The 24589-nt window shown below is 63.7% G+C and carries 24 protein-coding genes; 16 read left to right on the forward strand and 8 right to left on the reverse strand.

Annotation, left to right across the window (positions count from 1 at the left end; translation table 11 throughout):
• The first annotated feature begins 10 nt into the window (after positions 1-10).
• Positions 11-280 (forward strand): hypothetical protein, encoded by a 270-nt coding sequence (locus HNO82_RS08395; RefSeq protein WP_008330946.1) that lies wholly within the window; start codon positions 11-13, stop codon positions 278-280.
• A gap of 121 nt (positions 281-401) precedes the next feature.
• On the opposite strand, the gene HNO82_RS08400 is transcribed toward HNO82_RS08395, so the two are convergent.
• The 3 genes from HNO82_RS08400 to HNO82_RS08410 all read right to left on the reverse strand — a co-directional run bounded on the left by HNO82_RS08400 (position 402) and on the right by HNO82_RS08410 (position 4611).
• On the reverse strand, positions 402-2084 hold the full coding sequence (locus HNO82_RS08400) for a Na+/H+ antiporter (RefSeq protein WP_175343368.1): 1683 nt from the start codon (positions 2082-2084) through the stop codon (positions 402-404).
• A 245-nt stretch (positions 2085-2329) separates the two neighbouring features.
• Positions 2330-3604, reverse strand: a complete 1275-nt coding sequence (gene oxlT / locus HNO82_RS08405; RefSeq protein WP_008330943.1) for an oxalate/formate MFS antiporter — start codon at positions 3602-3604, stop codon at positions 2330-2332.
• Positions 3605-3828: 224 nt separating this feature from the next.
• Positions 3829-4611 carry a GntR family transcriptional regulator gene (locus tag HNO82_RS08410; protein WP_175343369.1) on the reverse strand — a complete coding sequence of 261 codons (783 nt, stop codon included), beginning with the start codon at positions 4609-4611 and terminating at the stop codon, positions 3829-3831.
• Positions 4612-4807: 196 nt separating this feature from the next.
• Between HNO82_RS08410 and HNO82_RS08415 the strand changes: the two genes are divergently transcribed.
• The gene (locus tag HNO82_RS08415) at positions 4808-5098 is read left to right on the forward strand and encodes a nucleotidyltransferase family protein (RefSeq protein ID WP_121045125.1); all 291 of its coding nucleotides are present in this window, start codon (positions 4808-4810) and stop codon (positions 5096-5098) included.
• A gap of 77 nt (positions 5099-5175) precedes the next feature.
• Here HNO82_RS08415 and HNO82_RS08420 read toward each other — a convergent pair whose 3' ends face one another.
• On the reverse strand, positions 5176-6156 hold the full coding sequence (locus tag HNO82_RS08420) for a LysR family transcriptional regulator (RefSeq protein ID WP_175343370.1): 981 nt from the start codon (positions 6154-6156) through the stop codon (positions 5176-5178).
• Positions 6157-6331: 175 nt separating this feature from the next.
• Between HNO82_RS08420 and HNO82_RS08425 the strand changes: the two genes are divergently transcribed.
• From HNO82_RS08425 to HNO82_RS08435, 3 genes are all read left to right on the forward strand, one after another.
• Positions 6332-7423 (forward strand): tartrate dehydrogenase, encoded by a 1092-nt coding sequence (locus HNO82_RS08425; protein ID WP_175343371.1) that lies wholly within the window; start codon positions 6332-6334, stop codon positions 7421-7423.
• A gap of 11 nt (positions 7424-7434) precedes the next feature.
• A complete protein-coding gene (locus tag HNO82_RS08430) occupies positions 7435-7755 on the forward strand; it encodes a hypothetical protein (protein WP_175343372.1) in 321 nt (106 codons plus the stop codon).
• Between the two features lie 290 nt (positions 7756-8045).
• Entirely contained in the window at positions 8046-8600 is a 555-nt protein-coding gene (locus HNO82_RS08435) for a DMP19 family protein (protein ID WP_175343373.1), read from the forward strand.
• 137 nt (positions 8601-8737) lie between these two features.
• Here HNO82_RS08435 and HNO82_RS08440 read toward each other — a convergent pair whose 3' ends face one another.
• From HNO82_RS08440 to HNO82_RS08450, 3 genes are all read right to left on the reverse strand, one after another.
• Positions 8738-9982, reverse strand: coding sequence for an MFS transporter (locus HNO82_RS08440; RefSeq protein ID WP_175343374.1), 1245 nt, complete (start codon positions 9980-9982; stop codon positions 8738-8740).
• 107 nt (positions 9983-10089) lie between these two features.
• A complete protein-coding gene (locus HNO82_RS08445; protein ID WP_175343375.1) occupies positions 10090-10944 on the reverse strand; it encodes a putative hydro-lyase in 855 nt (284 codons plus the stop codon).
• A gap of 138 nt (positions 10945-11082) precedes the next feature.
• Positions 11083-11988 (reverse strand): LysR family transcriptional regulator, encoded by a 906-nt coding sequence (locus HNO82_RS08450; RefSeq protein ID WP_175343376.1) that lies wholly within the window; start codon positions 11986-11988, stop codon positions 11083-11085.
• Between the two features lie 276 nt (positions 11989-12264).
• Here HNO82_RS08450 and HNO82_RS08455 point away from each other — a divergent pair, with 276 nt between their 5' ends.
• From HNO82_RS08455 to HNO82_RS08500, 10 genes are all read left to right on the forward strand, one after another.
• Complete coding sequence (locus tag HNO82_RS08455) at positions 12265-12984, forward strand: FadR/GntR family transcriptional regulator (protein ID WP_034329812.1); 720 nt, start codon at positions 12265-12267, stop codon at positions 12982-12984.
• 222 nt (positions 12985-13206) lie between these two features.
• Positions 13207-13968, forward strand: a complete 762-nt coding sequence (locus HNO82_RS08460; RefSeq protein WP_175343377.1) for an SDR family NAD(P)-dependent oxidoreductase — start codon at positions 13207-13209, stop codon at positions 13966-13968.
• 67 nt (positions 13969-14035) lie between these two features.
• Positions 14036-15238: a sensor histidine kinase gene (locus HNO82_RS08465; protein WP_175343378.1), complete on the forward strand. Its 1203-nt coding sequence runs from the start codon at positions 14036-14038 to the stop codon at positions 15236-15238.
• Positions 15235-15897, forward strand: coding sequence for a response regulator (locus HNO82_RS08470; RefSeq protein ID WP_175343379.1), 663 nt, complete (start codon positions 15235-15237; stop codon positions 15895-15897). The genes HNO82_RS08465 and HNO82_RS08470 overlap by 4 nt, the downstream gene beginning before the upstream one ends.
• A gap of 186 nt (positions 15898-16083) precedes the next feature.
• On the forward strand, positions 16084-17487 hold the full coding sequence (locus HNO82_RS08475; protein ID WP_175343380.1) for a CmpA/NrtA family ABC transporter substrate-binding protein: 1404 nt from the start codon (positions 16084-16086) through the stop codon (positions 17485-17487).
• Complete coding sequence (gene ntrB, locus HNO82_RS08480; RefSeq protein WP_034350789.1) at positions 17484-18335, forward strand: nitrate ABC transporter permease; 852 nt, start codon at positions 17484-17486, stop codon at positions 18333-18335. Before HNO82_RS08475 ends, ntrB begins: the two co-directional genes overlap by 4 nt.
• A 13-nt stretch (positions 18336-18348) precedes the next feature.
• Positions 18349-19203: an ABC transporter ATP-binding protein gene (locus HNO82_RS08485; RefSeq protein WP_175343381.1), complete on the forward strand. Its 855-nt coding sequence runs from the start codon at positions 18349-18351 to the stop codon at positions 19201-19203.
• A gap of 133 nt (positions 19204-19336) precedes the next feature.
• Entirely contained in the window at positions 19337-19780 is a 444-nt protein-coding gene (gene cynS, locus HNO82_RS08490) for a cyanase (RefSeq protein ID WP_008330908.1), read from the forward strand.
• A 60-nt stretch (positions 19781-19840) separates the two neighbouring features.
• Positions 19841-21232, forward strand: coding sequence for a TAXI family TRAP transporter solute-binding subunit (locus tag HNO82_RS08495; protein WP_175343382.1), 1392 nt, complete (start codon positions 19841-19843; stop codon positions 21230-21232).
• 151 nt (positions 21233-21383) lie between these two features.
• A complete protein-coding gene (locus HNO82_RS08500) occupies positions 21384-21614 on the forward strand; it encodes a hypothetical protein (protein WP_008330905.1) in 231 nt (76 codons plus the stop codon).
• Positions 21615-21672: 58 nt separating this feature from the next.
• Here the strand turns inward: HNO82_RS08500 and HNO82_RS08505 are convergent, their stop codons facing one another.
• On the reverse strand, positions 21673-22818 hold the full coding sequence (locus HNO82_RS08505; protein ID WP_175343383.1) for an ABC transporter ATP-binding protein: 1146 nt from the start codon (positions 22816-22818) through the stop codon (positions 21673-21675).
• 109 nt (positions 22819-22927) lie between these two features.
• Between HNO82_RS08505 and HNO82_RS08510 the strand changes: the two genes are divergently transcribed.
• Positions 22928-24583, forward strand: a complete 1656-nt coding sequence (locus tag HNO82_RS08510; RefSeq protein WP_175343384.1) for an ABC transporter permease — start codon at positions 22928-22930, stop codon at positions 24581-24583.
• Positions 24584-24589: the final 6 nt, after the last annotated feature.

Below are 24589 nucleotides of genomic sequence, written 5' to 3' on the forward strand. Positions count from 1 at the left end.
GGAGCCCATCATGGCCATGGATATTTCCTCTGCCGTCAACGGCGTCGTTTCCGACCCCAATGGCAATGCCCCGACCACTGGCAAGGCCAACGATCCGGTGGCCGTGCGTCGTGCCGAAGAAGCGGCGGCGGCCCTGAAGGCGGAACAGCGCCGCCTGGAAGAAATCCAGGCCGACGAAACCCGGGCCGAAAGCGCCCGCCAGGAACGCGACCGCCGCGAGCAGGCTTCGCGCAATGCGACCGGCGAGATCATCGGCACGACCGTCAATTCGGTGGCCTGATTTCTGCCTTGTCGGCCAGCTGAACTGGCTGATTCCGGATTCTTAACCTGGATTCAACAAAGCCCGCAACGCCCGATGACAGGGTGTTGCGGGCTTTGTCGTTGGTACTGCGCGCGACAAGTCAGTGCTGCTGCCCCGGTCCGTTCAACGAGCCCAGCAGCCAGGTCTCGGCCATGTCGATCTGGTTGATCAGCATCAGGAAGGTCTCGTCATTGATGCGCTGTTCAGCGCGCAGGTAGTGCACTTCCAGCCGCTCGGCGCGGATCGCCTCCAGTCGCAGTTCACGCTCGAACTGCTTGAAGCGGTTGGCGGCGCGCTGGGTTTCTTCGGAATCGCTCTCCGCATTCATGCGCATGCGATAGGTCGCCAGCAGGCTGCCGCTGACTTCCATCAACAGGGCCAGGTCCGATTCATCGAGATTGACGCCGATGCGTTCCTGCGCCTCCTCGATGGTGCGCACGGCCGCCTCCGACAGGCGCAGGCGCGCCATCATTTCCTCGGCGCGACGGCGCTTGACCTCGGCGTCGAGCTGCAGGTCCTTCAACATCCAGGGTAGCAGGAAGCTGCCGAACAGCAGCGAGCACAGGATCACGCCGGTGGCCAGGAAGATCAGCAGGTCGCGCGCCGGGAAGGGCGTATGTTCCTTCAGCAGCAGCGGAATCGACATCACACCGGCCAGCGTGATCGCCCCGCGCACCCCGGAGAGCGCCGTGATGCTGATGAGTCGCAGGTCGAACTTGCGATTGCGCCCGCTCTGGCCGCGCAGGGCCGAGGCGAAACGGCGCATGCGCAGGTTGATCCAGACCCAGACGAAGCGCAGCACGATGAGCGCCACCGTGATGGCCAGGATGTAGAGGAACAGGTGCCACACCGGCACATTGCCCGCCATCTGCGCATCCACGTGGGCCAGGCCGACGATGCCCGGCAGTTGCAGACCCAGCAGCAGGAAGGACATGCCGTTGAAGACGAATTCCAGCATGGTCATGATGCTGCGTCCCTGCAGCCGGGTCGCCGCCGATTCGCCACCGGCCGTTTCCAGATAGGGCATGAGCATGCCCGCAGCCACCGCAGCCAGAATGCCCGACAGCCCGAAGTGTTCGGCAAAGATGTAGGCCGTGAAGGGAATGAGCAACAGCAGCACCACCTGGATGCCCGGCTCGTCACCGGCCCATTCGATGATCTTGCGGCGGATCAGCCCGAAGCCCCAGGCCACGATGAGCCCGACCGCAATGCCGCCGGCGGCGATCAGCACAAAGGAGATGCTGGCATCGAGCAGGGAGAAGGTCCCGGTGATGACGGCGGCAATCGCAAACTTGAAGGCCACCAGACCGGACGCATCGTTCATCAGTGCCTCGCCCTCCAGCACATGCTGCATCGAGGCCGGCAGACGGCCCTTGCCGACGATGGAGGAGACCGCCACCGCGTCGGTCGGCGAGAGCACGGCAGCCAGTGCAAAGGCCGAGGGCAGCGAGATGACCGGGATCATCCAGTGGATGAAGTAACCGACCCCGACCACCGTAAACATCACCAGACCCAGCGCCAGCGCCAGAATCGGGCGGGCCAGGCGGAAGAACTCGCGCTTGGGCATGCGCCAGCCATCGGTAAAGAGCAGCGGAGGGATGAACAGCAGCAGGAACAGTTCCGGATCGAAACTGATGCGCAGGCCGAACATGGGCATGGCCAGCACCGCGCCCAGGGCAATCTGGAACAGCGGCAGCGGCAGCTTGAAGGGCGCCAGGCGTGCCACTACGCCCGAGACGGCGACGGCGAGCAGCAGGATCAAGACGGTGAAGACGATTTCCATGAGGCAGCGGGTGATGATCTTGTGATGAGGCGCGGGTGGGTCAGACCCGCTGAACTGCGGGGAGTTGCAGGAGGCTTGCAAAGGCTTGCAACAGCTTTGCAACACGTTTGCAAGTATACGGCACAAGCACGCCATCAGCCCGGGGCCATGCTGCATGGCGGTGAGGGCGCTGCAAAAACGACGATGCCGGCGCAAGGCCGGCATCGGGGAAAGGAGAAAAGAGAACGTGGTGCGGGAGCCGAGGTTTACTGAGCCGCCTTGGCCAGGTAGCGTGCGCGCCAGGGTTTGAGCACCAGCAGCGCCAGGCAGGCAGTGAGGATGTCGAGCGTGATGGCGGTGCCGAAGACCGGATGCCAGCTGCCGGTCTTCTCGTGCATCATGGCGGCCAGCGGACCGCCGAAGATCGAGCCGATACCCTGCGAGATGTAGAGCCAGCCATAGTTGGCGGTGGCGTGGCGGGTGCCGAAGGTGTCGGTCAGGGTCGAGGGGAACAGGGAAAAGATCTCGCCCCAGCCGAAGAAGACGATGCCAGACAGCAGCACGAACAGCACCGCATTGTCGCGCGTGGCCAGCCACAGCGCCATGGCCACGCCTTCCAGTGCGAAGGCGAAGAACATCGTGTTCTCGCGGCCATAGCGGTCCGAGATCCAGCCGAAGAAGGGCCGCGTGAGTCCATTGGTGAGGCGGTCGATGGTCAGCGCCAGCGGCAGCGCGGCCAGCCCGAACACCATTACGTTGGCCACACCGAAGTCACGTGCGAAGGTGGCCATCTGCGAGGTCACCATCAGTCCCGAGGTCGACATCATGGTCATCATCACGAACATCAGCCAGAACAGGGGCGTACGCAACATCTGGCGCGGCGCCAGGTCGAGCTTGCTGGCGGCAATGGCCGGGGCCGGCATGGCAGCGGCATGGCTGGCATCGGGCGAGCGCAGGGCCTGCGACGCCAGCACGCCAATGACGGCAAACACCAGGCCGAACTGCCAGAGCGTGGTTTCCAGACCGGCGCTGGCCAGCGAGGCGGCAATCGGGAAGGTGGTCAGGATGGCGCCCATGCCGTAGCCGGCCGCCACCATACCCACGGCAAAGCCGCGGCGGTCCGGGAACCAGCGCACCATCTGCCCGACCACGCCGACATAGACGATGCCCGTTCCCAGTCCGCCGACCAGACCATAGGCCAGATAGAACATGCCGATGCTCGAGACTTGCGCCGCCAGGACCCAGGACAGGCCCGACATGAAGGTGCCGATGGCGATCAGGCGACGCGCGCCGAAGCGATCGATGAGCTTGCCCTGGAAGGGCGAGAAGAAGGTTTGCAGCACGATCAGCATGGAGAAGGTGATCTGCAGTTCCGACAGCGGCACGCCCAGCTTGGCCGTGAGCGGCTTGGTGAACAAGGTCCACACGTATTGCGGACTGGAGATGGCCATCATGCAGATCAGGCCGATCAACAACTGGAACCAGCGGTTGCGCAGCAAGCCCTGCGTGCTCGCGGGGGCGGTTTGGGTGAGGGTGGTCATGCGTTTCTCCTGTACAGAAAGCCAGAGTGAGATGGCCAGCCTTGCCGGATCCGGCAGGGTAGCGCTCGCCGAATTTATGTATTCATAAATTCCGTATTCACAAAAGCAGCTTTCGTGCCATTTGCCTGAGGGCAAATCCGGCACCGGGGAAAATGGTTCAAATCTTCTTCAGGGGGAGAAAAATCGGTCTGCGACCCGCAGATGACGCACAAACCTTCACTTTTTCAGCCAAAGCGCTTGCGCCGGGTGGGTGCTGGTGCCGCCAGCGTGCCACGTGCCGGTGCAGCCTGCACCGATGCGGCGCGCACCTGTTCCAGGCGGGTGATGGTGATGCGTTCGACCACGGTATGGCTGTCTTCGATATGACGGGCGACCAGCCTGCTGGCATCGTCGCCGTCGCCGCGGGCGATGGCCTCGAGGATGGCGCGATGCTCGGCGTAGGTATCGGCGATGCAGTCGCCGTAGGCAAAGTCCAGGCGTCGCATGATGCGCAGCTGGTTGGCCAGCTGGCGGTAGACCGTATCGGCCTCGGGATTGCCGGCCGCCTGCACCAGCGCGCAATGGAAGGCTTCATCCAGGGCCGCCACGGCCAGACCGTCGGCCAGGCGGTCGCTGGGGGCGCATTGCCAGATCGCGCCCTGTTCGGCCACCAGTTGCTGGCGCACCGAGGCGGCCATACGCGGCGAACAGAGCTTGCGCACGGCGTGCAGTTCCAGCATCTCGCGCAGTTCATAGAGGGAGGCAAAGCGCGCCAGGTCGATCGGTACCACTTCCCAGCCATTGCGGAAGTGGCCGCGTACCAGGCCTTCGCTTTGCAGGCGCATGAGCGCTTCGCGCACGGGGGTGCGCGATACCTGGAGACGCTCGGCCACGTCGTTCTCGGCAAAGCGATCGCCGGGCAGCAGGCGGAAGGCGTAGATATCTTCGCGCAGGCTGGCGTAGACGGTATCGGTCAGCTTGCCGGTACGGCGGCTGGCGAGATCGGCGGGCGCTTGGCTGGACGTCATGAAGGATGTGGCTGGGCGGGTGGACGGGGTTGGCGGCTATCTTAACGCGGGCATGGGGGCGGATGGAAGACGGACAATCCAGCCGGCGCAACAGCGGGGCCTTCTCGGCAGCGTATTTCGTATGCAGAAATAGTGCTTGAGACACTATTCTTCCTTGCATATCATCTCAACGAGTTCTGAAAAGAAAGGATTCCCGATGCGGCCGTCTGTTGTGCTTGACATGAAGCGAAGCGCGGTGCGCGAAGCGGTAAGCCGCTTCCGCACGGCCAATCCGCGCGTGTTCGGTTCGGTACTGCACGGCACCGACCGCGAGGGCAGCGACATCGATCTGCTGGTCGACGCGCTGCCGGGTGCCACGCTGTTCGATCTGGGCGGCCTGCAGGATGAGCTGGAAGCTTTGCTGGGCCTGCATGTCGATCTGTTGACGCCTGGCGATCTGCCGCCGAAGTTCCGGGCGCAGGTGCTCGCGGAGGCGAGACCGGTATGAGCGTGAACCGCTTGACTGACTACCTGGATCACATGCAGCTGGCTCTGCTGCTTGATTCCTTCTTCGGCGCGCTTACGTCAGGTTTTTCCTCTTTGCTTTGACGTGCCGGTGCTGCGTGCACCAAGTACAGTAATACGCTGCTTGGGCGAAGGTTCGGCCAGCTCACGCGCAATGAAATCCACAAAGCTGCGCACCCGCGTCGACAGCTGCTGGCGCTGCGAATACACCGCAAAGATATCCGCATTGGGCGTCTGCCATCCCGGCAGCACCTGCACCAGCCGCCCCTGTTCCAGGTAGCTGCGGATATCCCACTCGGCGCGCATGAGGATGCCGTGCCCGTCCAGCGCCCACTTCACCGCGATCTCGCCATCATTGGTGGTGAGGTTGCCGCGGATCTTGACCGTCTCCGTCTTGCGCGAAACACCGCTGCCCGTGGACAGCTTCCACACCCCATAAGCCTCATCGCCCTGGCGGATGCCCACGCAATTGTGTTTGGAGAGATCATGCGGCGTCTGCGGCATGCCCCTGCGCCTGAGATAGTCAGGCGACGCACACAGCAACCGCGCATTGGACGCCAGCCGCCGCGCGACCACCCTGGTATCGGGCGGCTCGCCGAAGCGGATGCAGACATCGAAGCTGTCCTCGGTCAGCGGCGGCGGCATCACCGACAACTGCAACTGCACCGACACCTGCGGATGGCGCGCGACGAATTTGGAGATCGCCGGCGCCACATGGCTGCGTCCGAAGCCCAGCGTGGCATTGACCCGCAGCAGGCCTTCCGGGCGGCGCTTGGAACTGCCCAGCAGTTCGGACAATTCATCGATCTGGTCGAGGATGCGGCGCGCGTGTTCCAGATAGAGCTCGCCCTCGGGCGTCAACATCATGCGGCGCGTGGTGCGGTTGACCAGCGGCACGCCGGCACGCGCTTCCATCTGCGTGAGGTGCTTGCTGACCGCCGCCGTGGTCAGCCCCAGCTCGCGCCCGGCCGCAGAGAGGCTGCCGGCCATGGCCAGCACGGAAAAGAAACGCAGGTCGGCGGGAAGGACGGTGTCCTGCATGAAACCTCGCAAGGGAAACCAGAAACGGATTGTTGAATACAGGTTAAGAATGCTTTAAGTCTAGCACCGGTTCCTGTCCTTTCAGTATGGGTAAAGTAGCCTGCATGCAAAGACGCGGCGCATGCCGTCATTTTGCGAGACCCCACACGGCATCTCATCAAGAAAGGCTGGAGACATGAAGACCTATCGCATCGCCACCATCCCCGGCGACGGCATCGGCAAGGAAGTCATTCCTGCGGGCCGCCATTTGCTGCAAGCCCTGGCCGCCGCCCGTGCCGACCTCGCCTTCGACTTCGAGGACTTCGGCTGGGGTGGCGACTACTATCGCCAGCACGGCGTGATGATGCCCGCCGATGGCCTCGATGCCCTGCGCGACAAGGACGCCATCCTGTTCGGCTCGGCCGGGGATCCACACATTCCGGACCACGTGACCCTGTGGGGCCTGCGCCTGAAGATCTGCCAGGGCTTCGACCAGTACGCCAACGTACGGCCCACGCGCATCCTGCCGGGCATCGACGCGCCGCTCAAGCGCTGTCGCGCCGAAGACCTGAACTGGGTCATCGTGCGCGAGAACTCCGAAGGGGAATATGCCGGCGTCGGTGGCCGCGTGCACCAGGGGCATCCCATTGAAGCGGCTACCGATGTCTCGATGATGACCCGCGCCGGGGTCGAGCGCATCATGCGCTTTGCTTTCAGGCTGGCGCAGTCGCGTCCGCGCAAGTTGTTGACGGTCGTCACCAAGAGCAATGCCCAGCGCCATGCGATGGTGATGTGGGACGAGATCGCGGTGCAGGTTGCCAAGGAATTCCCGGACGTGAAGTGGGACAAGGAACTGGTCGACGCCGCCACGGCGCGCATGGTCAACCGTCCCGCCACGCTGGACACCATCGTGGCCACCAACCTGCATGCCGACATTCTTTCCGACCTGGCCGCTGCGCTGGCGGGCAGCCTGGGCATTGCCCCCACCGGCAACATTGATCCGGAGCGCCGCTATCCGTCCATGTTCGAACCCATCCACGGGTCTGCCTTCGACATCATGGGCAAGGGGTTGGCCAATCCGGTCGGCACCTTCTGGTCGGTGGTGATGCTGCTGGAACATCTGGGCGAGCACGACGCGGCGGCGCAGGTGATGCAGGCCATTGAAGCGGTCACGGCCGATCCGGCGCTGCATACTGGCGACCTGGGCGGCAAGGCGACTACGGTGCAGGTGACCGAGGCGGTGTGCGGTTTCGTTGCCAAAGCGGCGCGGGGGCGGCAGACGGCGTGATGGTTTGGTAAATGTTTTATATCGTTTTTAATTTGCTGGGCGCACTGGCGACAACATCGCCACCACTGCTGCCACCACCAACGCCAGCAGCGCGATCTCGCCATTGGCTGCCGCACATTGAGCGTACCCGCCAGCGCCTGCGCGCCCGAGGCGGCCTTCATCGGCCTTATGGTAGGGGACTGCATATCCTCCTTTGTTCCCAAAGGATATCCGCTCCGAGTATTAAGGAACTGCTTGCTCTTTATCTGCATTATCGGGGCGAACTGAGCGTGCTTGCTCAGTTCGCCAATCAACCGAATTCTTCGTGGTTTGCTGATGCCAATGCCGCATGACATTTGCAAGTGTTTGGTTCAACATGAAGATGCGTTGCGGACGAAGCAGTTCTTGCCTTTCGTGACAGCTTGCGAGCCAATGCCATTGCTCCGAAAATGGATGGCCACTTTCGGCCAGATGCGCACTTGTGCCGATGTCTTTTCTAGAACGCATCTCACGCCTATTTATGAAATGGGTTCTAGGGCCTGTTCACATTAAATCACTCGCAGATTTAATGTGAACAGGCCCTAGTCCATTAAATCAGCATCCTGAAATGAAGATTCCATGTTCTACATGCTCGACTTTGATCATGCCCGACACTGCGGCACGAACGGGCGGGCTTTGCATGCCCTGCAAGTTGGGAACGCGCGCGGAAATTGAAGCCGCGAAAGTCGCGATGAAGAGACTGTGTGAGCTTGAAGATACGGATCCATTTCGACTTTATTGGCTGGAGCTTGTGAACAAGGTTTACAAGTCTGATGCGGGGATAGCGGGCTTGTCCAATGTGGAACGACAATATTGGGCGGTTAATTGCCTATCTGGCGAAGTCCACAACGGTGGCTTCGATCAGTATTTTTATAACAGTTCAGGCTCGACGTATTCTGATGCTGTTGATGGCTTGAAAGCGATGGGTGCCACGACCAGTCTGCTGTTGCTTGAAAAAGCAAAGAAGATGATTTTCGGACTTGCGGACGTCCCCGGCGAAACAGGTATCAGGCGAAGAATACAAGTGGCGGTCGACAGCGACGCACTACAGCGCCGTCTGGACCAACTCGACAAGAAGTTCTGGGGAGACGCAGGCAATCTGGCGACGCGAATCGAAAACTTTGCCATCAGTCATGGCTTGGTTCGCGCCGATAGATAACGAGTCGTTCACTGTCCAGTTCGTGCATGTCTGGAATTGGACAAAAGCCATCTTGGAAAGCGTTCAATTCTGGCGCAAATAATTTACGCCTGTTTCCAAACAGTGTCAGTCTCTTCCGCGCCTGCGTTGTTCTCAGATCACGACGCCGCCACCACCCCCTCCAGCTCCTTGCCCCGGGTCTCCGGCAAGATCAGGCAAGCCACGATCACCAGCCCATAACACCCCGCCGCAATCCACCCGATGGTCTGTCCTAGCGGCAGGCTGTTGCTGAGATACCCGACCAGCGCCGGACAGATCGCCCCGACCGCACGCCCGAAGTTGTAGCAGAAGCCTTGTCCCGAACCGCGCACATCGCTGGGAAACAGTTCAGACAGGTAAGCTCCCATCCCCGAAAAAATCCCCGACAGGAAAAACCCCAGCACAAAGCCCAGCGCCAGCATCCACGCATCGGTAATGATCAACTGCGTATAGCTCAGCACCAGCACGATCCCCATGGTCGCAAACAGCATGAAGCAGCGGCGGCGACCGATGGTGTCGGACAGCCACGCCGAGGTGAGGTAGCCGCAGAAGGACCCACCGATCAGCACCAGCAGGTAGGTACTGGTGCCCAGCACCGAGAGATGGCGCTCGGTCTTCAGGAAGGTCGGCAGCCAGGTGGTCACCGAGTAATACGCCCCCTGCATGCCGGTGGCCAGCAGGCTCGCCAGCAGCGTCGTGCGCAGCAGGTCAGGATGGAAGATGCGCAGGAAGTTGCCACGCTGGCCGCTCTCGCGCAGTCGCGCCTGGGTAGCCAGAAACACGGCGGGTTCGCTGATGGTGCGGCGGATGTAGAGCGTCAGCAGGGCCGGCAGCACGCCGATCCAGAACAGCACTTTCCAAGCCGTCTCCGGCGGCAGCACTGCGTAGACGCCCCAGAACGCCAGCGCCGAAGCCGCCCAGCCCACCGCCCAGCTGCTCTGCACCAGGCCAGAAGCCTTGCCGCGATGGCGCGCCGAGATGGTCTCGGCAATCAGCACCGAGCCCACGGCCCATTCGCCGCCCATGCCGAAGCCTTGCATCGCACGGGTAAAGAACAGTTCGCCGAAGGAAGTGGTAAAGCCCGAGAGGAAGGTGAACAGCGCAAACCACAGCACCGTCCATTGCAGCACACGCACCCGGCCATAGCGGTCGGCCAGGACCCCGGCCGCCCAGCCGCCGATGGCCGAGGTCAGCAGGGCACCGGTGGCGATGTAGCCCGCTTCGGCTTTGCTCATGCCCCACGCTGCCAGCAGCGTGGGGATGAGGAAGGTGTAGATCATGTAATCAAAACCATCCACCGCATAACCGGTGAAGGTCGCCGTGAGCGTGCGACGCTCGGATGTCGTTGTTTCTTGCAGCCACATGATGATCCCCGTAATGAATGTATGTAAATCACTGACGTGCGGCATCGCTGGTCGCGTGCAAGAAGCATGCGGCCATCGATGAAAAAACGGTAGGGCGGCGGCAGGCGCTAGGCCTGCGCGTCGAGCAGCAGTTCGCTGTTGAGCTTGTCGGTCACCAGCATGTAGCCAGGTGCATGGGTGATGCAGAATTCGGGCCGGGCGGCGACGATGGCGGCTTGCGGCGTGACGCCGCAAGCCCAGAACACCGGCAGCTCATCGGCGTGGATGTCCACCGCTTCGCCATAGTCGGGCTGGCCGATATCGGCAATGCCGATCAGGGCCGGGTCGCCGATGTGGATCGGTGCGCCATGCACCTGCGGCGTGCGCGCGGTGATCTGGATGGCGCGGATGGCATCGGCGGCCTTGAGCGGCCGCATCGAGACGACTGTCGGTCCCTGGAACACGCCCACCGGCTGCGTCGGAATATTGGTGCGGTACATGGCCACGTTGCGGCCCTCGCTCACATGGCGCAGCGGGATGCCGGCGGCCAGCAGGGCATGCTCGAAGGAGAAGGAACAGCCCAGCGCAAAGGTCACCAGGTCGTCGCGCCACACCGCGCGCAGGTCGTTCACCTCGGCCACGCGTTCACCGTAGCGCCACAGGTGATAGCGCGGCACGTCGCTGCGTACGTCCAGGTCCAGGCCCAGCGCGGGCAGGGCGGGCGAGCCCGGCTTGGATACCGCCAGCAAGGGACAGGGAATGGGATTGCGTTCGCAGAAGGCGAGAAAATCATCGGCCAGCGCCGCCGGCAGGATCGCCAGGTTGACCTGCACGTGCGCACTGGCCACGCCGCTGGTGTGGCCGGTGAATACGCCGCTGCGGGCGGCCAGCCGAACATCGAGCGCGCTGGAGGAAGCCGACAGCGCAGGCGCTGCGGCGGGATGAATCGGTACGGCGGGCGAGGCGGTGGCAGTCTCTGGCATGGCGGTCTCCTTCTTGGAATGGAGCCGATGTTAGGAGCGTGCCGGGACAGCGTCCAACAAAAAATTTATATCTTTTGTTATCGATTTTTTCGATGAGGACAACGGAAATTTCACTGTAGCGATTTCCGTGCCAGTGGCTCATTTTTGGGTGGCGCGGCCTTTGCCAGGGGTGCGGCGTGCATGATCCAATGCCGAATCGAGCACCAGTTCGGCCAAGCTGGAGCTGGGGTCTTCGCGATAGCTGGCGTGGATCTGCAAGGGCGGGAGCGTGGCCTCGCAGCGCAAGATGCGCAAGGGAAGACGGCGCGTGAGTTCGCGCACCGAGGCGCGCGGCAGGGTGGCCACACCGAAGCCGCCTTCGACCAGCTGCACCATGGCGGAGATGGAAGAGATGGCATGCACGCGCGGTTCGATCACGCCCCATTCCTGGCACAGCTGCAGCAATCCCTGGTGCGGCTGCGAGCCGCGCTGGAAGGTGATGAGGTCGTGCGCGGCCAGTTCGTCCAGCGTGTGGGAACGCGTACCAAAGCGTTCGCGGTGGCCCACGAAGACCATTTCCATCGGCGTCATCAGACGCGAGCGCACGGCCGTGTCGCTGCCCACGGTGGAGGTAAAGACCAGGTCCTGGGCGCCGCGCCGGATCTGCTCGGTCAGCACTGGGGAGGTTTCCACGGTGAGTTCCAGCGCGAAATCGGGATAGCGGCTGCGGATTTCCTGCAGCCAGGCGGGCAGCCAGCTGTGCACCACCGATTCGATGCTGCCGATGCGCAGCAGCAACGGACCGGCGCTGTTGCCGCCGAGTTCCTGGCGGATCTGGCGCTGCATGTCGAGCAGTTTCACGGCCAGCCGCTGGAAGCGCTGGCCGGCCACGGTGAGGCGGAACTGTTTCTCGCGGCGGTCCAGCAGGACCACGCCCAGCTCTTCTTCCAGCGAGGCGATGCGGCTGGACATGGTCGATTGCGTGATGTGGAGCTTTTCAGCGGCGCGGGTGATGCTCTTGAGCGAGGCGGCCCAGTGGAAGGCCTCGACGAAACGCAGGTTCATGAGTGCTCGGCGGTGAAGTGGATGGCTTGGCGCAACGTGCTGCGTAGCCTACCAGATGCCCGGAGGCCAATGCGCTTGTTCGGAAACGGCGAGCCATGCCGGGTTTTCTTGCGCACCGCACCAATTTTCCCGCCGCTTGACACAATCCTCCCCCATACCTATCCTCACCCCCGATTGGTCATACCTTTTGTCGCCCGCACACGCCGGGCCGGCGGGCCAGGCCGACAATGCCGCGACGGCAGCCCTACATTCCAACAGGCAGAGACCCCAGAGAGCATGTCCTTCGACCCCATCGTCCAGAAATCCATTTCCGAGCAGGTAGCCCAGCGGCTGCTGACCATGATCCGCAGCGGCCTGCTCAAGCCCGACCAGCAACTGCCGCCCGAGCGCGAGCTGGCGGCCATGCTGGGCGTGGGCCGGCCCGCCGTGCGCGAGGCCATTCGCGGGCTGGCGCTGTTGGGCCTGCTGCGCATCCGCCAGGGCGAGGGTACCTTCGTCAGTTCGCTGGAAACGCGCGAGCTGCTGGAGCCGCTGGAGATGATCATCGATCTCAACCCCGGTACGCTGGAAGCCCTGTTCGACGCCCGTCTCATCATCGAGACCGGCGTGGCCGCACTGGCTGCCACCCACATCGATGACGCCGAACTGGCGCGCCTGGCGCGCAATGTCGAGGATGAAGCACGGCTGCTGTCGGACCCGGCCGCCTTCTCGGCAGCGGATGTGGAATTCCACGAGGCCATCATCGAGGCCTGCAACAATCCCTTCCTGCAAAGCGTCGCCGGCAGTCTCTACATGCTGGGCAAGAAGAGCCGCTCCATCACCTCGCGCATCCCCTCCACGCTGGAACGCAGCCTGCAGGACCATCGCGACATCCTGGACGCCCTGAAGGCACGCAATCCGCACCAGGCCTCCGAAGCCATGCGCAACCATTTGCTGCGCGTGCGCGACGCTTATCGCAGCGCCGGACGCAGCCAGAACGAATCGGTCCACGACTGAGTCTATCCGTACTATCCAACGCAGGAAGCGTCGCCGTTGCTGCCGGGCTGGTCCCGCAGCATTCCACAACGGCGGCGTGGCAGCACAGCCGCAGCATCGCCTGCGGCGCCCCTCACAAGAAGCGATACCGGCAAGGCGCGCAGGGCCGCCTGTTGATGAACTCCGTTCTACAAGCCGGACAGGCAGGATCTATCCTTTATCAATCGATTGCAGGAGAACAGCATGCTGGATCTGGCAGGTAAAGTCGTCTTCATCAGCGGTGCGAGCACCGGTATCGGCGCGGCCGCCGCACGCGCCTTCGCGGCACGTGGCGCGCACGTGGTAGTCCACTACAACAGTTCGAAGGAAGAGGCCGAGGCCGTGGCCGCAGAAGTGCGCGCCGCCGGCAGCAAGGCCGTCACCATCGGCGCGGATGTGCGCGATACGGCAGCCATCAACGCCGCCGTCACCAAGGCCGTGGAACAGATGGGCCGCATCGACGTGCTCATCAACAACGCCGGTGCGCTGGTCAAGCGCGCACCGCTGGAGATGGTCACCGATGAACTCTTCGACGAGATCATCAACATCAACGCCCGTTCGGTGGTGGCCTTCACGCGGGCGGTCATTCCGGTCATGCGCGCTCAGGGCGGCGGCAACATCATCAACGTGACCTCGGTGGCGGCACGCCATGGCGGTGGCCCCGGTGCCCTGATCTATGCGGCCTCCAAGGGCTTCGTCAGCACCATCACGCGCGGCATGGCCAAGGAATTGCTGGCCGACAAGATCCGCGTCAATGCGGTGGCGCCGGGCGTGATCATGACGCCGTTCCAGGAACGCTTCACCACGCCGGAACAGCTGGAGGGCTTCCGCAAGACCATCCCCATGGGTCGTATCGGTGAGCCCGACGAATGCAGCGGTGCCTTCCTCTACCTGGCGTCGGACCAGATGTCGGGCTATGTCACCGGGCAGATCATCGACGTCAACGGCGGCCAGTACATGCCCTAGCCGCAAGCGTCCTGCGCTGCCCCGCGCCAGGGAATTTCTGGCATGGCTCTTGCGGGCGGGAAGGATCATGCAAGCCGATTCCTTCCTGCCCGTTCTCGCCTCGGCGGCCCTGTCCCCGCCGGGCGGCCTGTTGCGTGACAAGCTGGCGCTGCTGCTGGACTCCACCGGCGAGGGCATCTACGGTATCGACCTGGAGGGGCGCTGCACCTTCATCAACCGCGCCGGTGCGGCCATGCTGGGCTATGCGCCGGTCGAGGTGCTGGGGCGCAACATGCACGAGCTGGTGCATCACAGCCATGAGCACGGTGGCCATTATCCCGAGGCCGAGTGCCCGATCCTGAAGGCCTTCCGCAAGGGCCAGTCCTGCCGGGTCGACCAGGAAGTGTTCTGGCGCGCCGATGGCAGCTGCTTTGCCACCGAATATTCCTCCTACCAGATCATCGATGCCGGCCAGGTGCGCGGGGCCGTGATCGCCTTCAGCGATATCTCCAAGCGACGCCAGGCCGAGGAACAGTTGCAGCGCGCCAAGGCCGAACTGGAGGTGCGCGTGGCCGAGCGTACCCGCGAGCTGTCGGCGGCGCTGCGTCAGGTGCGGCAATTGTCGGCGCATGCGCACTCGGTACGCGAGGACGAGCGCACCCGGATTGCCCGCGAGATCCACGACGAACTGGGCAGCCTTCTGGTGGCCCTGAAACTGGACGTGAACTGGATGGCCAAGCGCGTCAGCCATCTCGATCCGGTGGCGCGCAAGTGCGAGGCCATGAGCCGCCTGATCGAAACTGCCGTGGACAACGTCGGACGCATCATCACCGACCTGCGCCCCAGTATCCTCGATCACCAGGGCCTGATGGCCGCGCTGGAATGGCAGGTGCAGGAATTCTCCGAAGCCACCGAATTGCCCTGCGAGGTCGAGTTCGATATCGCGCCGGAAGCCTTCATGCCGGATGGCGCCAAGGCCACGGCGGCATTTCGCATCTTCCAGGAAATGCTCTCCAACGTGGCGCGCCACGCGCAGGCCACGCAGGTGCGCATTGCGGTCCACTTGAGCGCAGCAGAACTGCGCATGGAGGTGGAAGACGATGGCATCGGCACCCCGCACGCCGCCCAAGAAGCCGCCACCTCCTATGGCGTGATGGGCATGCGCGAGCGCGCCTTGCACTTCGGTGGCGCACTGAGCATTGCTGGTGCGCGTTTTGCACCAGAGCACGGCAGGCCGGGGACGCTGGTCTGCCTGCGTCTGCCCCATCACGCCAGCCGGGCGGTGCCATGAGCAAGCCCGGCGACAACATCCGCATCCTGCTGTGCGACGATCATCGCATCGTGCGCGAGGGCTTGAAGCAGATCCTGGCGGATACCCCCGATATCGTGGTCGCTGCCGAATGCGCCAGCGGACCGGAGGTGCTGCACAGTGCGCGGGTCGAAGCGATCGACCTGGTGCTGCTGGACATCGCCATTCCCCAGCAGGACGGGCTGGACGTGCTGCGCCAGATCAAGCAGGAGATGCCGCGCCTGCCGGTGCTGATGCTGTCGACCTATCCCGAGAAACAATACGCGGCCCGCTGCTACAAGCTGGGCGCAGCCGGCTATCTCAACAAGAGCACCGATCCCGAACAACTGGTGGAAGCCATCCGCAAGGCCGCTGGCGGTGGCCTTTACGTGAGCGCGCAGATGGCCGAGACGCTGGCATCGGGCCTGGCCCAGCGCGCCACGGCCCCGCAGCGGGCCGCGCATGAGAGCCTGTCGCACCGCGAATACCAGGTCTTCCAGCTGATCGCCGCCGGGCGCAGCGTCAAGGAAATCGCCGACCAGCTGGAGCTGAGCCCCAATACGGTGAGCACCTATCGCAGCCGCATCCTGGAGAAGACCGGCGCTTCCAATGATGTGGGCATCGCCATGTATGCGGTGCGGCACCAGTTGCTGCCGGTTTGAGCATTTCTCTCCTGGTGTCGTCATTTTGCAGCGCGTTTTCGTCATTCTGACGAGGTGATCGACGCTGCTTGTAGTGGCAGCACTACAAGATGTCGTGAGTCCATGACGTAATGCAGCGGGCTGGCAAATCCTTTGCAGGTAGTGCAGGTGAAAGCAGCAACCTGACACTCACCAAACGGGGGAATCATGCCAGACGCACCAGAGACCAATCTGTTCCACACCTATGATGCCGAACGCGCCGGGCAGGGCTGTTCCTGTGGCCGCCACGGCAGCCAGCAGCAGCACGAGGCCGATATGCTGGCCGAGCAGCAGCGCCTCCAGCGAGGCCGCGATGTGGAAACCCTGACCAATGACGTGGTGGAAGAAGCGCTGATGCGTTCGCTCTTCCCGCGCGTGGCCGAGCGGCGGGACTTCCTGCGGGCCGTCGGCAAGAATGCAGCGCGCGCCGCCATTGCCAGCGTCTTGCCGCTGGGCTCGCTGCAGGCCATGGCGCAGGAAAAGAATGGCGCGCTGGAAAAGAAGGACCTCAAGATCGGCTTCATCGCCATCACCTGTGCGGCGCCGCTCATCATGGCCGATCCGCTGGGCTTCTATCGCAAGCAGGGCCTGAACGTGTCGCTCAACAAGACGGCCGGCTGGGCGCTGATCCGCGACAAGATGATCAACAAGGAGCACGACGCCTCGCACTTCCTCTCGCCCATGCCGATGGCCATGTCCATGGGCGTGGGCAGCAATGCCACGCAGATGCGCGTGGCCACCATCCAGAACATCAATGGCCAGGCCATCACGCTGCACACCAAGCACAAGGACAAGCGCGATCCCAAACAATGGAAGGGGTTCAAGTTTGCCGTGCCCTTCGAGTACTCGATGCACAATTTCCTCTTGCGCTACTACCTGGCCGAGTACGGTCTCGACCCGGATCGCGACGTGCAGATTCGCGTCACGCCGCCGCCGGAGATGGTGGCCAATCTGCGGGCGGGCAACATCGATGGCTTCCTTGGTCCGGACCCGTTCAATCAGCGTGCGGTGTATGACGAGGTCGGTTTCATTCACATCCTTTCCAATGAGATCTGGGACGGTCACCCCTGCTGCGCCTTCGGGGCATCCGAGGAATTCATCCAGCACAATCCCAATACCTTTGCCGCGCTGTTCCGTGCCGTGCTGACGGCGGCCGCGATGGCGCGTGATCCCTCCAACCGTTCGCTGGTGGCCAAGGTGATTTCGCCGCAGGCTTACCTGAACCAGCCGGAGACGGTCGTGGAGCAGGTGCTCACCGGTCGCTTCGCCGATGGTCTGGGCAATGTCAGGAACGTGCCGGGCCGGGCTGACTTCGACCCGGTACCGTGGGATTCGATGGGCGTGTGGATCCTGACCCAGATGAAGCGCTGGGGCTACATCAAGGGCGACGTCAACTACAAGGCCATTACCGAGAAGGTGCTGCTGTTGACCGAGGCCAAGAAGCACATGAAGGAACTGGGTCAGCCCGTACCGGAAGGGGCTTATCGCAAATACGCCATCATGGGCAAGGAGTTCGACGCCAGCAAGGCCGATGCCTACGTGAACAGCTTCGCCATCAAGAGGAGCGCATGATGCCCACGCAGCATCTCGGCTGGCGTGCCGCGCTCATTTCCGTGCTGTTGCTGGCGGTGCTGCTGATGGTGTGGCACCTGGCCACCTTGCCCAGGGAAAGTACCGCCAGCGCCGCCCAGGATGAGTACGCCAAACTGATGGGCAAGAGCAGCGCTGCCCCCAAGCGCGACGGCTTCCCGGGACTTGCGCAGATGGGCGAGACGATGCGCAAGGAATTGGCCAATCCCTTCTACGACAACGGTCCCAACGACAAGGGCATCGGCATCCAGCTGGCCTACTCGCTGGGGCGGGTCGCACTGGGGTTTGCGATTGCGGCGGTGGTGGCGGTGCCGCTGGGCTTCCTGCTGGGGATGTCGCCGCTGATGCGGCGTGCACTCGATCCCTTCATCCAGATCTTGAAACCGATCTCGCCGCTGGCCTGGATGCCGCTGGCGCTCTACACCATCAAGGATTCCTCGGTGTCGGGCGTGTTCGTGATCTTCATCTGCTCGGTGTGGCCGATGCTGATGAACACGGCCTTCGGTGTGGCCTCGGTGCGGCGCGACTGGTTGAACGTGGCCAAGACCCTGGAGGTGAATCCGTTGCGGCGTGCCTTCCTGGTGATCCTGCCGGCGGCGGCACCGACCATCCTGACCGGCATGCGCATCTCCATGGGCATCGCCTGGCTGGTGATCGTGGCCGCCGAGATGCTGGTAGGCGGTACCGGTATCGGCTACTTCGTCTGGAACGAATGGAACAACCTCTCGCTGACCAGCGTGATCTTCGCCATCCTCGTCATCGGCGTGACCGGCATGGTGCTGGACCTGATCTTCGCGCGGCTGCAGAAGTGGGTGACCTATGTCGAATGAAGGGAGCAGCAGCATGGACCACAATTTCCTGAGCGTGCAGGGCCTGGCCAAGCGCTATGTGGCGGGTGCGCCGCCGGTATTCGAGCAGGTGTCCTTCGGCATCGACCGTGGCGAGTTCGTCTGCGTGATCGGGCATTCGGGTTGCGGCAAGACCACCATCCTCAATGTGCTGGCCGGGCTGGAGGCGGCCAGCGAGGGTGTGGTCATCATGGACCGGCGCGAGGTCAAGGGACCGAGCCTGGACCGGGGTGTAGTGTTCCAGAGTCACGCGCTCATGCCCTGGTTCAGCGTGCTGGGCAACGTGGTGTTCGCGGTACGTTCGCGCTGGCCGGACTGGTCGCGCGAGCAGGCCGAGGAGCATGCGCGCCGCTTCATCGAGATGGTGGGGCTGAAGGGTGCTGAGCACAAGAAGCCCTCCGAACTCTCGGGCGGCATGAAGCAGCGCGTGGGCATTGCGCGTGCCTTTTCCATCGAGCCCAAGATGCTGCTGATGGATGAGCCCTTCGGCGCGCTCGATGCCTTGACCCGTGGCGTGGTGCAGGACGAGTTGCTCAAGATCTGCGCAGCCACGCACCAGACCGTCTTCATGATTACCCATGACGTGGATGAAGCCATCCTGCTGGCCGACAAGATCTTCCTCATGTCCAACGGCCCGCAGGCCTGCATCGCCGAGGTGGTCATCAATACGCTGCCCAAGAATCGTACGCGCGAAGGCATGCACCACGATCCTCAGTTCTATCGCATCCGCAATCACCTGGTCGATTTCCTGGTGCATCGCTCGCGCCAGATCCAGGCGGCGCAGGCGGGCGGTGCAGCGCGCCTGCCGACCCGCATCGTGATGCCGGGACTGGAGCAGGCGGCCGCCTGAAGGGGAGGGCAGGCAGAGCTGCCATTTCGTCCGTTTATATCGTCATTGTGCAGCACCGTTTCGTCAGAATCGATGGCGCGGACTACAACGTGTCGTCGACTTTCATTTTTCGTCCACCACAAGGAGAGAGAGCATGGACCGCAACCAGGTTACCCAGAAGATCGTCACTGCCAAGGTCAGCAAGAAGTTGACCTGGGCCCAGATCGCCGAGCGCATCGGCCAGAGCAAGGAGTGGACCACCGCTGCCATGCTGGGCCAGATGACCTTGACGGCCAAGCAGGCGGCCGTGGCGCAGGAGATGTTCGAGCTCACTGATGAAGAGACCCTGTGGTTGCAGATCGTGCCCTACAAGGGTTCGCTGCCGACTTCGGTGCCGACCGATCCGCTGATCTATCGCTGGTACGAGATCGTCAATGTCTATGGCAGCACCATCAAGGAGCTGATCCACGAGGAGTTTGGCGACGGCATCATGAGTGCCATCGATTTCAAGATGGATATCCAGCGCCAGGCCGATCCCAATGGCGATCGCGTCAATGTGATGCTGTCGGGCAAGTTCCTGCCCTACAAGACCTATTGATTCACATCGGGTTACAAGGCGGAGCGGCCAAATCCAGGCGGCGCGGCTAGAATAGCGCGCATGCTCAAAGACAAGAAACTCTCCGCCTATGCGCCCTCGGCGACCCGGATCCGGGCGCGCTTCGTGGCCATCTCCTGGCGCGATCTGGCCGTCAGCTTCGGTCCCATCATCCTGCTGATCCTGGTGGGCGCATGGCTGGTGATCTGGTTGATCCGGCCTGCGCCGCCCTCTTCCATCACCATTGCCGCCGGTCCCAAGGACAGCAATTTCTGGCGCGTGGCCGAGCGCTACAAGGCCTTGCTGGCGCGCGATGGCATCCGCCTGGACATCATTGAGACGGGCGGGTCGCTGGACAACCTCAAGCGCCTGGCCGATCCGGACCAGAATGTCGATGTGGGGTTCGTGCAGGGTGGCCTGGCCGGCGCGGTGCCCGCTGAATCGCTGGCGCCGCTGGTATCGCTGGGCAGCATTTCCTATGTGCCGGTATCGGTGTATTACCGCGCGCCGCCGCCGCGCGAGGATGGTCGTCCGGCGCCGCTGTTGCGCCAGTTGTCGGAGCTGGCCGGCAAGCGCATCGCCATTGGCGGGCAGGGCAGTGGTTCCAGCGTGCTGGCGGCGACGCTGCTCAAGGCCAATGGCGTGGAGCCCGGCGGCGGTACGCAGCTCTTGAACATCGGCGGTGATGAGGCGGCCCAGGCGCTGACCAGCGGCAAGATCGATGCGGCTTTCCTGATGGGCGATTCGGTGTCGGTGGCAACCATGGGCAAGCTCTTGCGTGCGCCGGGTATCCGGCTGCTGGATTTCTCGCAGGCCGATGCCTATGTGCGGCGTTTCCGTTATCTCAATACTTTGAAGATACCCATGGGCGTGTTCGACCTGGCGCGCAACCTGCCGGCGCGGGATACGCAGCTCATTGCGCCCACGGCCGAACTGGTAGCGCGGGAGGATCTGCATCCGGCGCTCTCGGACCTGCTCATCGCGGCTGCGCGCGAGGTTCACGGCAAGGCTAACGTGCTGCAGAAGGCGGGGGAATTCCCGGCACCGCTGGAGCATGAATATCCGATCAGCGATGATGCCGCGCGCTACTACAAGTCCGGCAAGACTTTCTTTTATCGCACCTTGCCGTTCTGGCTGGCCAGCCTGGTGGACCGTGCGGTGGTGATCGTGCTGCCGGTGATCCTGCTGTTGATTCCGGGAGTGCGCCTGGTGCCGATGCTGTATGGCTGGCGTGTGCGCTCGCGCATCTATCGCTGGTATGGCGAGCTCATTGCGCTGGAGCGCGGCGTGTCGCGGGAGTCGCCCGAGGAACAGGCGGAGATGCTCAGGCGGCTCGACGAGATCGAGACGGCGGTCAATCGCATGAAGATGCCGCTGGCCTTTGCCGACCAGTTCTACGTGTTGCGTGAGCACATCGGCTTCGTCCGTGCCCGGCTGGCAGCGGGTGTGGCCTGAGCGCCACATTGCGGCAGGCTGTACGGAGCAGGGCAGCGGGGCTGTTGTATGCTCGCCATGACGCGACCAGTACTGTATAAAAAATACTGTGTATTCATACAGTACTGTGCTAAAGTGAAGCCTCCTATCGACAAGAAGAGGAATCGCTGCCATGACCCACTTTGATCTTGCTTCCGACGCTCGCTTCGCTGTTGCATCGTCCACCCCGTCTTCGCTGGCCATCCGCCTGGGTCGCCGCGAAATCTTCATCTGCCGTGATACCTACGTGCGCCGTTACCGGGTCAATCCGGTGATCGAGTGCAGCGCGGGCATCGAGCCTGGCCATGTTGAAATCCTGTTGTTGCGCCGCTGGCTGGTGGTGCTGTCGAAGGCGCGCGGCTGATGCGGCGTGCGCTTGACTGGCTGGTGGTGGATGCCCTGGGGAGGGCCGCCGGGGTGGATCAGGCGGTACTGTCTGCGGCTACGGGGGTGGCCTCCGCTGTTGCGGAGGGCGCCGCCGCCAATGACGATTCCATGCTGGGAAACGTCACCAAATGCGTCACCTCCAGCCTGATCCCTATCCATTCGCCGACCGCATGATCGTGATGCGAGGGCACCAGTGAAAGCAGTTGCTGGCCGTTCTCCAGTGCCAGGGTGTAGAGAAATTCCGCCCCCCGGAATGACTTGCGTACTACGCGTGCCTGCAATGGCGAGGCGTCGTCGTGCATCACATCGTCAGCGCGCAGCAGCACATCGACCTGCGTTCCCTCTGCATTGACGGCACCCTCCGGCACCAGGCCGCGCAATAGTCCCGCTGCCGTGCGGACCTCGATGTCTGTCTGGGGCCCGGTGCCCGCCGCAGGCTGCACTTCCCCCCGCAGCAAGACCCCATGCCCGATGAAATCGGCCGCAAAGCGGGTGGCCGGGCGGTGATACAGGGCGTACGGCGTATCCCATTGCTCCAGCCGGCCCTGCCGCATCACGCCCACCACATCGGCCACCGCAAAGGCTTCCATCTGGTCGTGCGTGACCATCAAGGCCGTGGTGCCGGTGCGTTTGAGGATGTCGCGCACGTCTTGGGCCAGGCGCTCGCGCAGTTCCACGTCCAGGCTGGAAAACGGTTCGTCCAGCAACAGCAGGCGCGGTTGCGGGGCCAGTGCGCGTGCCAGCGCGATGCGTTGCTGCTGGCCACCGGAGAGCTGGTGCGGGAACTTGCGGCCGGCCTCGGGCAGGCCCACCAGGGCCAGCATCTGCGCCACGATCTGGTCACGCTGCGCACGCGCCATGCCGCGCAAACCAAAGCCGATGTTGGCCGCCACGTCCAGATGCGGGAACAGCGCGAAATCCTGGAACACCATCCCGATGCGCCGCGCCTCGGCCGGCACGCGTACGCCATCGCCTTCCAGCAACTGCCCATCGAGCCGGATGCGGCCCGACTGCGCCGCTTCCAGCCCGGCTACGGCGCGCAACAGGCTGGTCTTGCCGCTGCCGGAGGGGCCAATCAGCGCGCCCAGCTCGCCCGGCTGCAGGCGCAGCGAGACGGCCTCGACGGCAGGGTGGGCAGTGCGGGGATAACGGATGCTGACGTGTTTGACTTCCAGAAACATGGGCAGGCTCGATGAAATGGTTACAATTCGCGTTTGTCTCGGAGTGCGCAGTGTAGCGCATGGACCGCAGACTTCTCCTGGCAATTCTTTCTTCTGGCTGCTTTTCGCTATGCACATCATCGGTTTGCTCGCTGTCCTGATCGCCTTGCCGCTCTTCGGCATCCTCGCTGCCTGGTTCGGTCTGGATGCGGCCGGCATCGACAATCTGCGCCAGCAGATGCAGACCGTGCTGCCCGGCTACCTGGCCACCTCAGGCTGGCTGGCGCTGATGGTGCCGCTGGGGGTGGTCATCGTCGGTGGGGCGGCTGCGGTGACGGTGAGTCTGTTCGAGTTTCGCGGACGGCAGGCGCTGTCCTGGGCCTTGCTCTTGCCGATGGCCATGCCGGCCTACGTGTCGGCTTACGCCTATACCGATTTCCTGCAATACGCGGGCGCGGTGCAGAGCACGCTGCGCGGCTGGTTCCCGGGCTGGCGCATGGACGTGCGCGGCTTGCCGGGGGCGGTGTGCATGTTCGTCTTCACGCTCTACCCCTATGCCTACCTGCTGGCGCGCAATGCGCTCTCCGAGCGCGGCATGCACCTGATGGAGGCCGCGCGCATGCTGGGTACGCCCCTGTCCGAACGCATCCGTCGCGTGGCCTTGCCGCTGGCGCGTCCGGCACTGGCGGCCGGGGCGGCGCTGGCGCTGATGGAGACGCTGGCCGATTACGGGGTCTCGGCCTACTTCGGCCTGACCACCTTCACCACCGGCATCTACAAGGCCTGGGTGGTATTGGATGACCGCATCGCCGCCGCCCAGTACGCTTCGCTGCTGCTGCTTTTCGTGTCGGTCTTGCTGTGGCTGGAGCGGCGCGAGCAGGGCCGCATGCGCTTTGCGGCCACGCGCGGCGCACGCGGCACCGAAGGCGCCGAGGCGCGCCTGCCGCCATTGTCCCCTGCGCAGACGCTGGCGGCCTGGGCGGTATGCGGTTTGCCGGTGCTGCTGGGGTTCGTGCTGCCGGTGGCGATCCTCCTGCAATTGTGGGCCGGGCAGTGGAGCAGCGGCGACGCCGCCATGCCTACCTTCGACCTGGCCCGCTATGCCGGCTGGGTGTGGAACAGTTTCCGCTTCGGCGGCATGGCGGCGCTGGCGGCCATCGTGCTGGCGCTGGGCCTGTGCTTCGCGCTGCGCGGCGCGCACCTGCCGCGCCTGCAGGGGCTGGTGCTGCGGCTGACCGCTCGGCTGGCGGGGATGGGCTATGCCATTCCCGGCTCGGTCATCGCGGTCGGCATCCTGCTGCCGGTGGCCTGGTTGCAGGCACTGTGGCCGACGGCGGGCCTGGGTGTGCTGCTCACGGCCAGCTCGCTGGGCGTGATCTACGCGTATCTGGTACGCTTCACGGCGGTTGCGGTGCAGTCGGTGGAGTCCGGCTACACGCGCATTCCGGCCAGTCTCGACGAAGCCGCGCGCACGCTGGGCAGTTCGCGCGCGGTGATTGCCTGGCGCCTGCACATGCCGTTGCTGTGGCGCTCGCTGGCGGTGGCGGCGCTGATGGTGTTCGTCGATGTGGTCAAGGAATTGCCGGCCACCTTGCTGTTGCGGCCCTTCGATACCGATACCCTGGCCGTGATCGCGCACAACCTGGCGCGCGACGAGCGTCTGGGCGAGGCGGCGCTGCCCGCCTTGTCCATCGTGCTGGTGGGACTGGCGCCGGTGCTGCTGGTGATGCGGGCGCTCGATGGCCGGCGCCGTGCAGGCTTGCAAAGCGCGCTTCCGCCCGCATAACGCAAA

The organism is Herbaspirillum sp. C9C3 (genome assembly GCF_013359625.1).
In the GTDB taxonomy this organism is placed as follows: Bacteria; Pseudomonadota; Gammaproteobacteria; order Burkholderiales; family Burkholderiaceae_D; genus Herbaspirillum.

Bases quoted from the DNA above. Each gene is read 5' to 3' on its own strand.
- HNO82_RS08395 (WP_008330946.1), top strand. From the start codon at position 11: ATGGCCATGGATATTTCCTCTGCCGTCAACGGCGTCGTTTCCGACCCC.
- HNO82_RS08400 (WP_175343368.1), bottom strand. From the start codon at position 2,084: ATGGAAATCGTCTTCACCGTCTTGATCCTGCTGCTCGCCGTCGCCGTC.
- oxlT (WP_008330943.1), bottom strand. From the start codon at position 3,604: ATGACCACCCTCACCCAAACCGCCCCCGCGAGCACGCAGGGCTTGCTG.
- HNO82_RS08410 (WP_175343369.1), bottom strand. From the start codon at position 4,611: ATGACGTCCAGCCAAGCGCCCGCCGATCTCGCCAGCCGCCGTACCGGC.
- HNO82_RS08415 (WP_121045125.1), top strand. From the start codon at position 4,808: ATGCGGCCGTCTGTTGTGCTTGACATGAAGCGAAGCGCGGTGCGCGAA.
- HNO82_RS08420 (WP_175343370.1), bottom strand. From the start codon at position 6,156: ATGCAGGACACCGTCCTTCCCGCCGACCTGCGTTTCTTTTCCGTGCTG.
- HNO82_RS08425 (WP_175343371.1), top strand. From the start codon at position 6,332: ATGAAGACCTATCGCATCGCCACCATCCCCGGCGACGGCATCGGCAAG.
- HNO82_RS08430 (WP_175343372.1), top strand. From the start codon at position 7,435: ATGTTTTATATCGTTTTTAATTTGCTGGGCGCACTGGCGACAACATCG.
- HNO82_RS08435 (WP_175343373.1), top strand. From the start codon at position 8,046: ATGCCCGACACTGCGGCACGAACGGGCGGGCTTTGCATGCCCTGCAAG.
- HNO82_RS08440 (WP_175343374.1), bottom strand. From the start codon at position 9,982: ATGTGGCTGCAAGAAACAACGACATCCGAGCGTCGCACGCTCACGGCG.
- HNO82_RS08445 (WP_175343375.1), bottom strand. From the start codon at position 10,944: ATGCCAGAGACTGCCACCGCCTCGCCCGCCGTACCGATTCATCCCGCC.
- HNO82_RS08450 (WP_175343376.1), bottom strand. From the start codon at position 11,988: ATGAACCTGCGTTTCGTCGAGGCCTTCCACTGGGCCGCCTCGCTCAAG.
- HNO82_RS08455 (WP_034329812.1), top strand. From the start codon at position 12,265: ATGTCCTTCGACCCCATCGTCCAGAAATCCATTTCCGAGCAGGTAGCC.
- HNO82_RS08460 (WP_175343377.1), top strand. From the start codon at position 13,207: ATGCTGGATCTGGCAGGTAAAGTCGTCTTCATCAGCGGTGCGAGCACC.
- HNO82_RS08465 (WP_175343378.1), top strand. From the start codon at position 14,036: ATGCAAGCCGATTCCTTCCTGCCCGTTCTCGCCTCGGCGGCCCTGTCC.
- HNO82_RS08470 (WP_175343379.1), top strand. From the start codon at position 15,235: ATGAGCAAGCCCGGCGACAACATCCGCATCCTGCTGTGCGACGATCAT.
- HNO82_RS08475 (WP_175343380.1), top strand. From the start codon at position 16,084: ATGCCAGACGCACCAGAGACCAATCTGTTCCACACCTATGATGCCGAA.
- ntrB (WP_034350789.1), top strand. From the start codon at position 17,484: ATGATGCCCACGCAGCATCTCGGCTGGCGTGCCGCGCTCATTTCCGTG.
- HNO82_RS08485 (WP_175343381.1), top strand. From the start codon at position 18,349: ATGGACCACAATTTCCTGAGCGTGCAGGGCCTGGCCAAGCGCTATGTG.
- cynS (WP_008330908.1), top strand. From the start codon at position 19,337: ATGGACCGCAACCAGGTTACCCAGAAGATCGTCACTGCCAAGGTCAGC.
- HNO82_RS08495 (WP_175343382.1), top strand. From the start codon at position 19,841: ATGCTCAAAGACAAGAAACTCTCCGCCTATGCGCCCTCGGCGACCCGG.
- HNO82_RS08500 (WP_008330905.1), top strand. From the start codon at position 21,384: ATGACCCACTTTGATCTTGCTTCCGACGCTCGCTTCGCTGTTGCATCG.
- HNO82_RS08505 (WP_175343383.1), bottom strand. From the start codon at position 22,818: ATGTTTCTGGAAGTCAAACACGTCAGCATCCGTTATCCCCGCACTGCC.
- HNO82_RS08510 (WP_175343384.1), top strand. From the start codon at position 22,928: ATGCACATCATCGGTTTGCTCGCTGTCCTGATCGCCTTGCCGCTCTTC.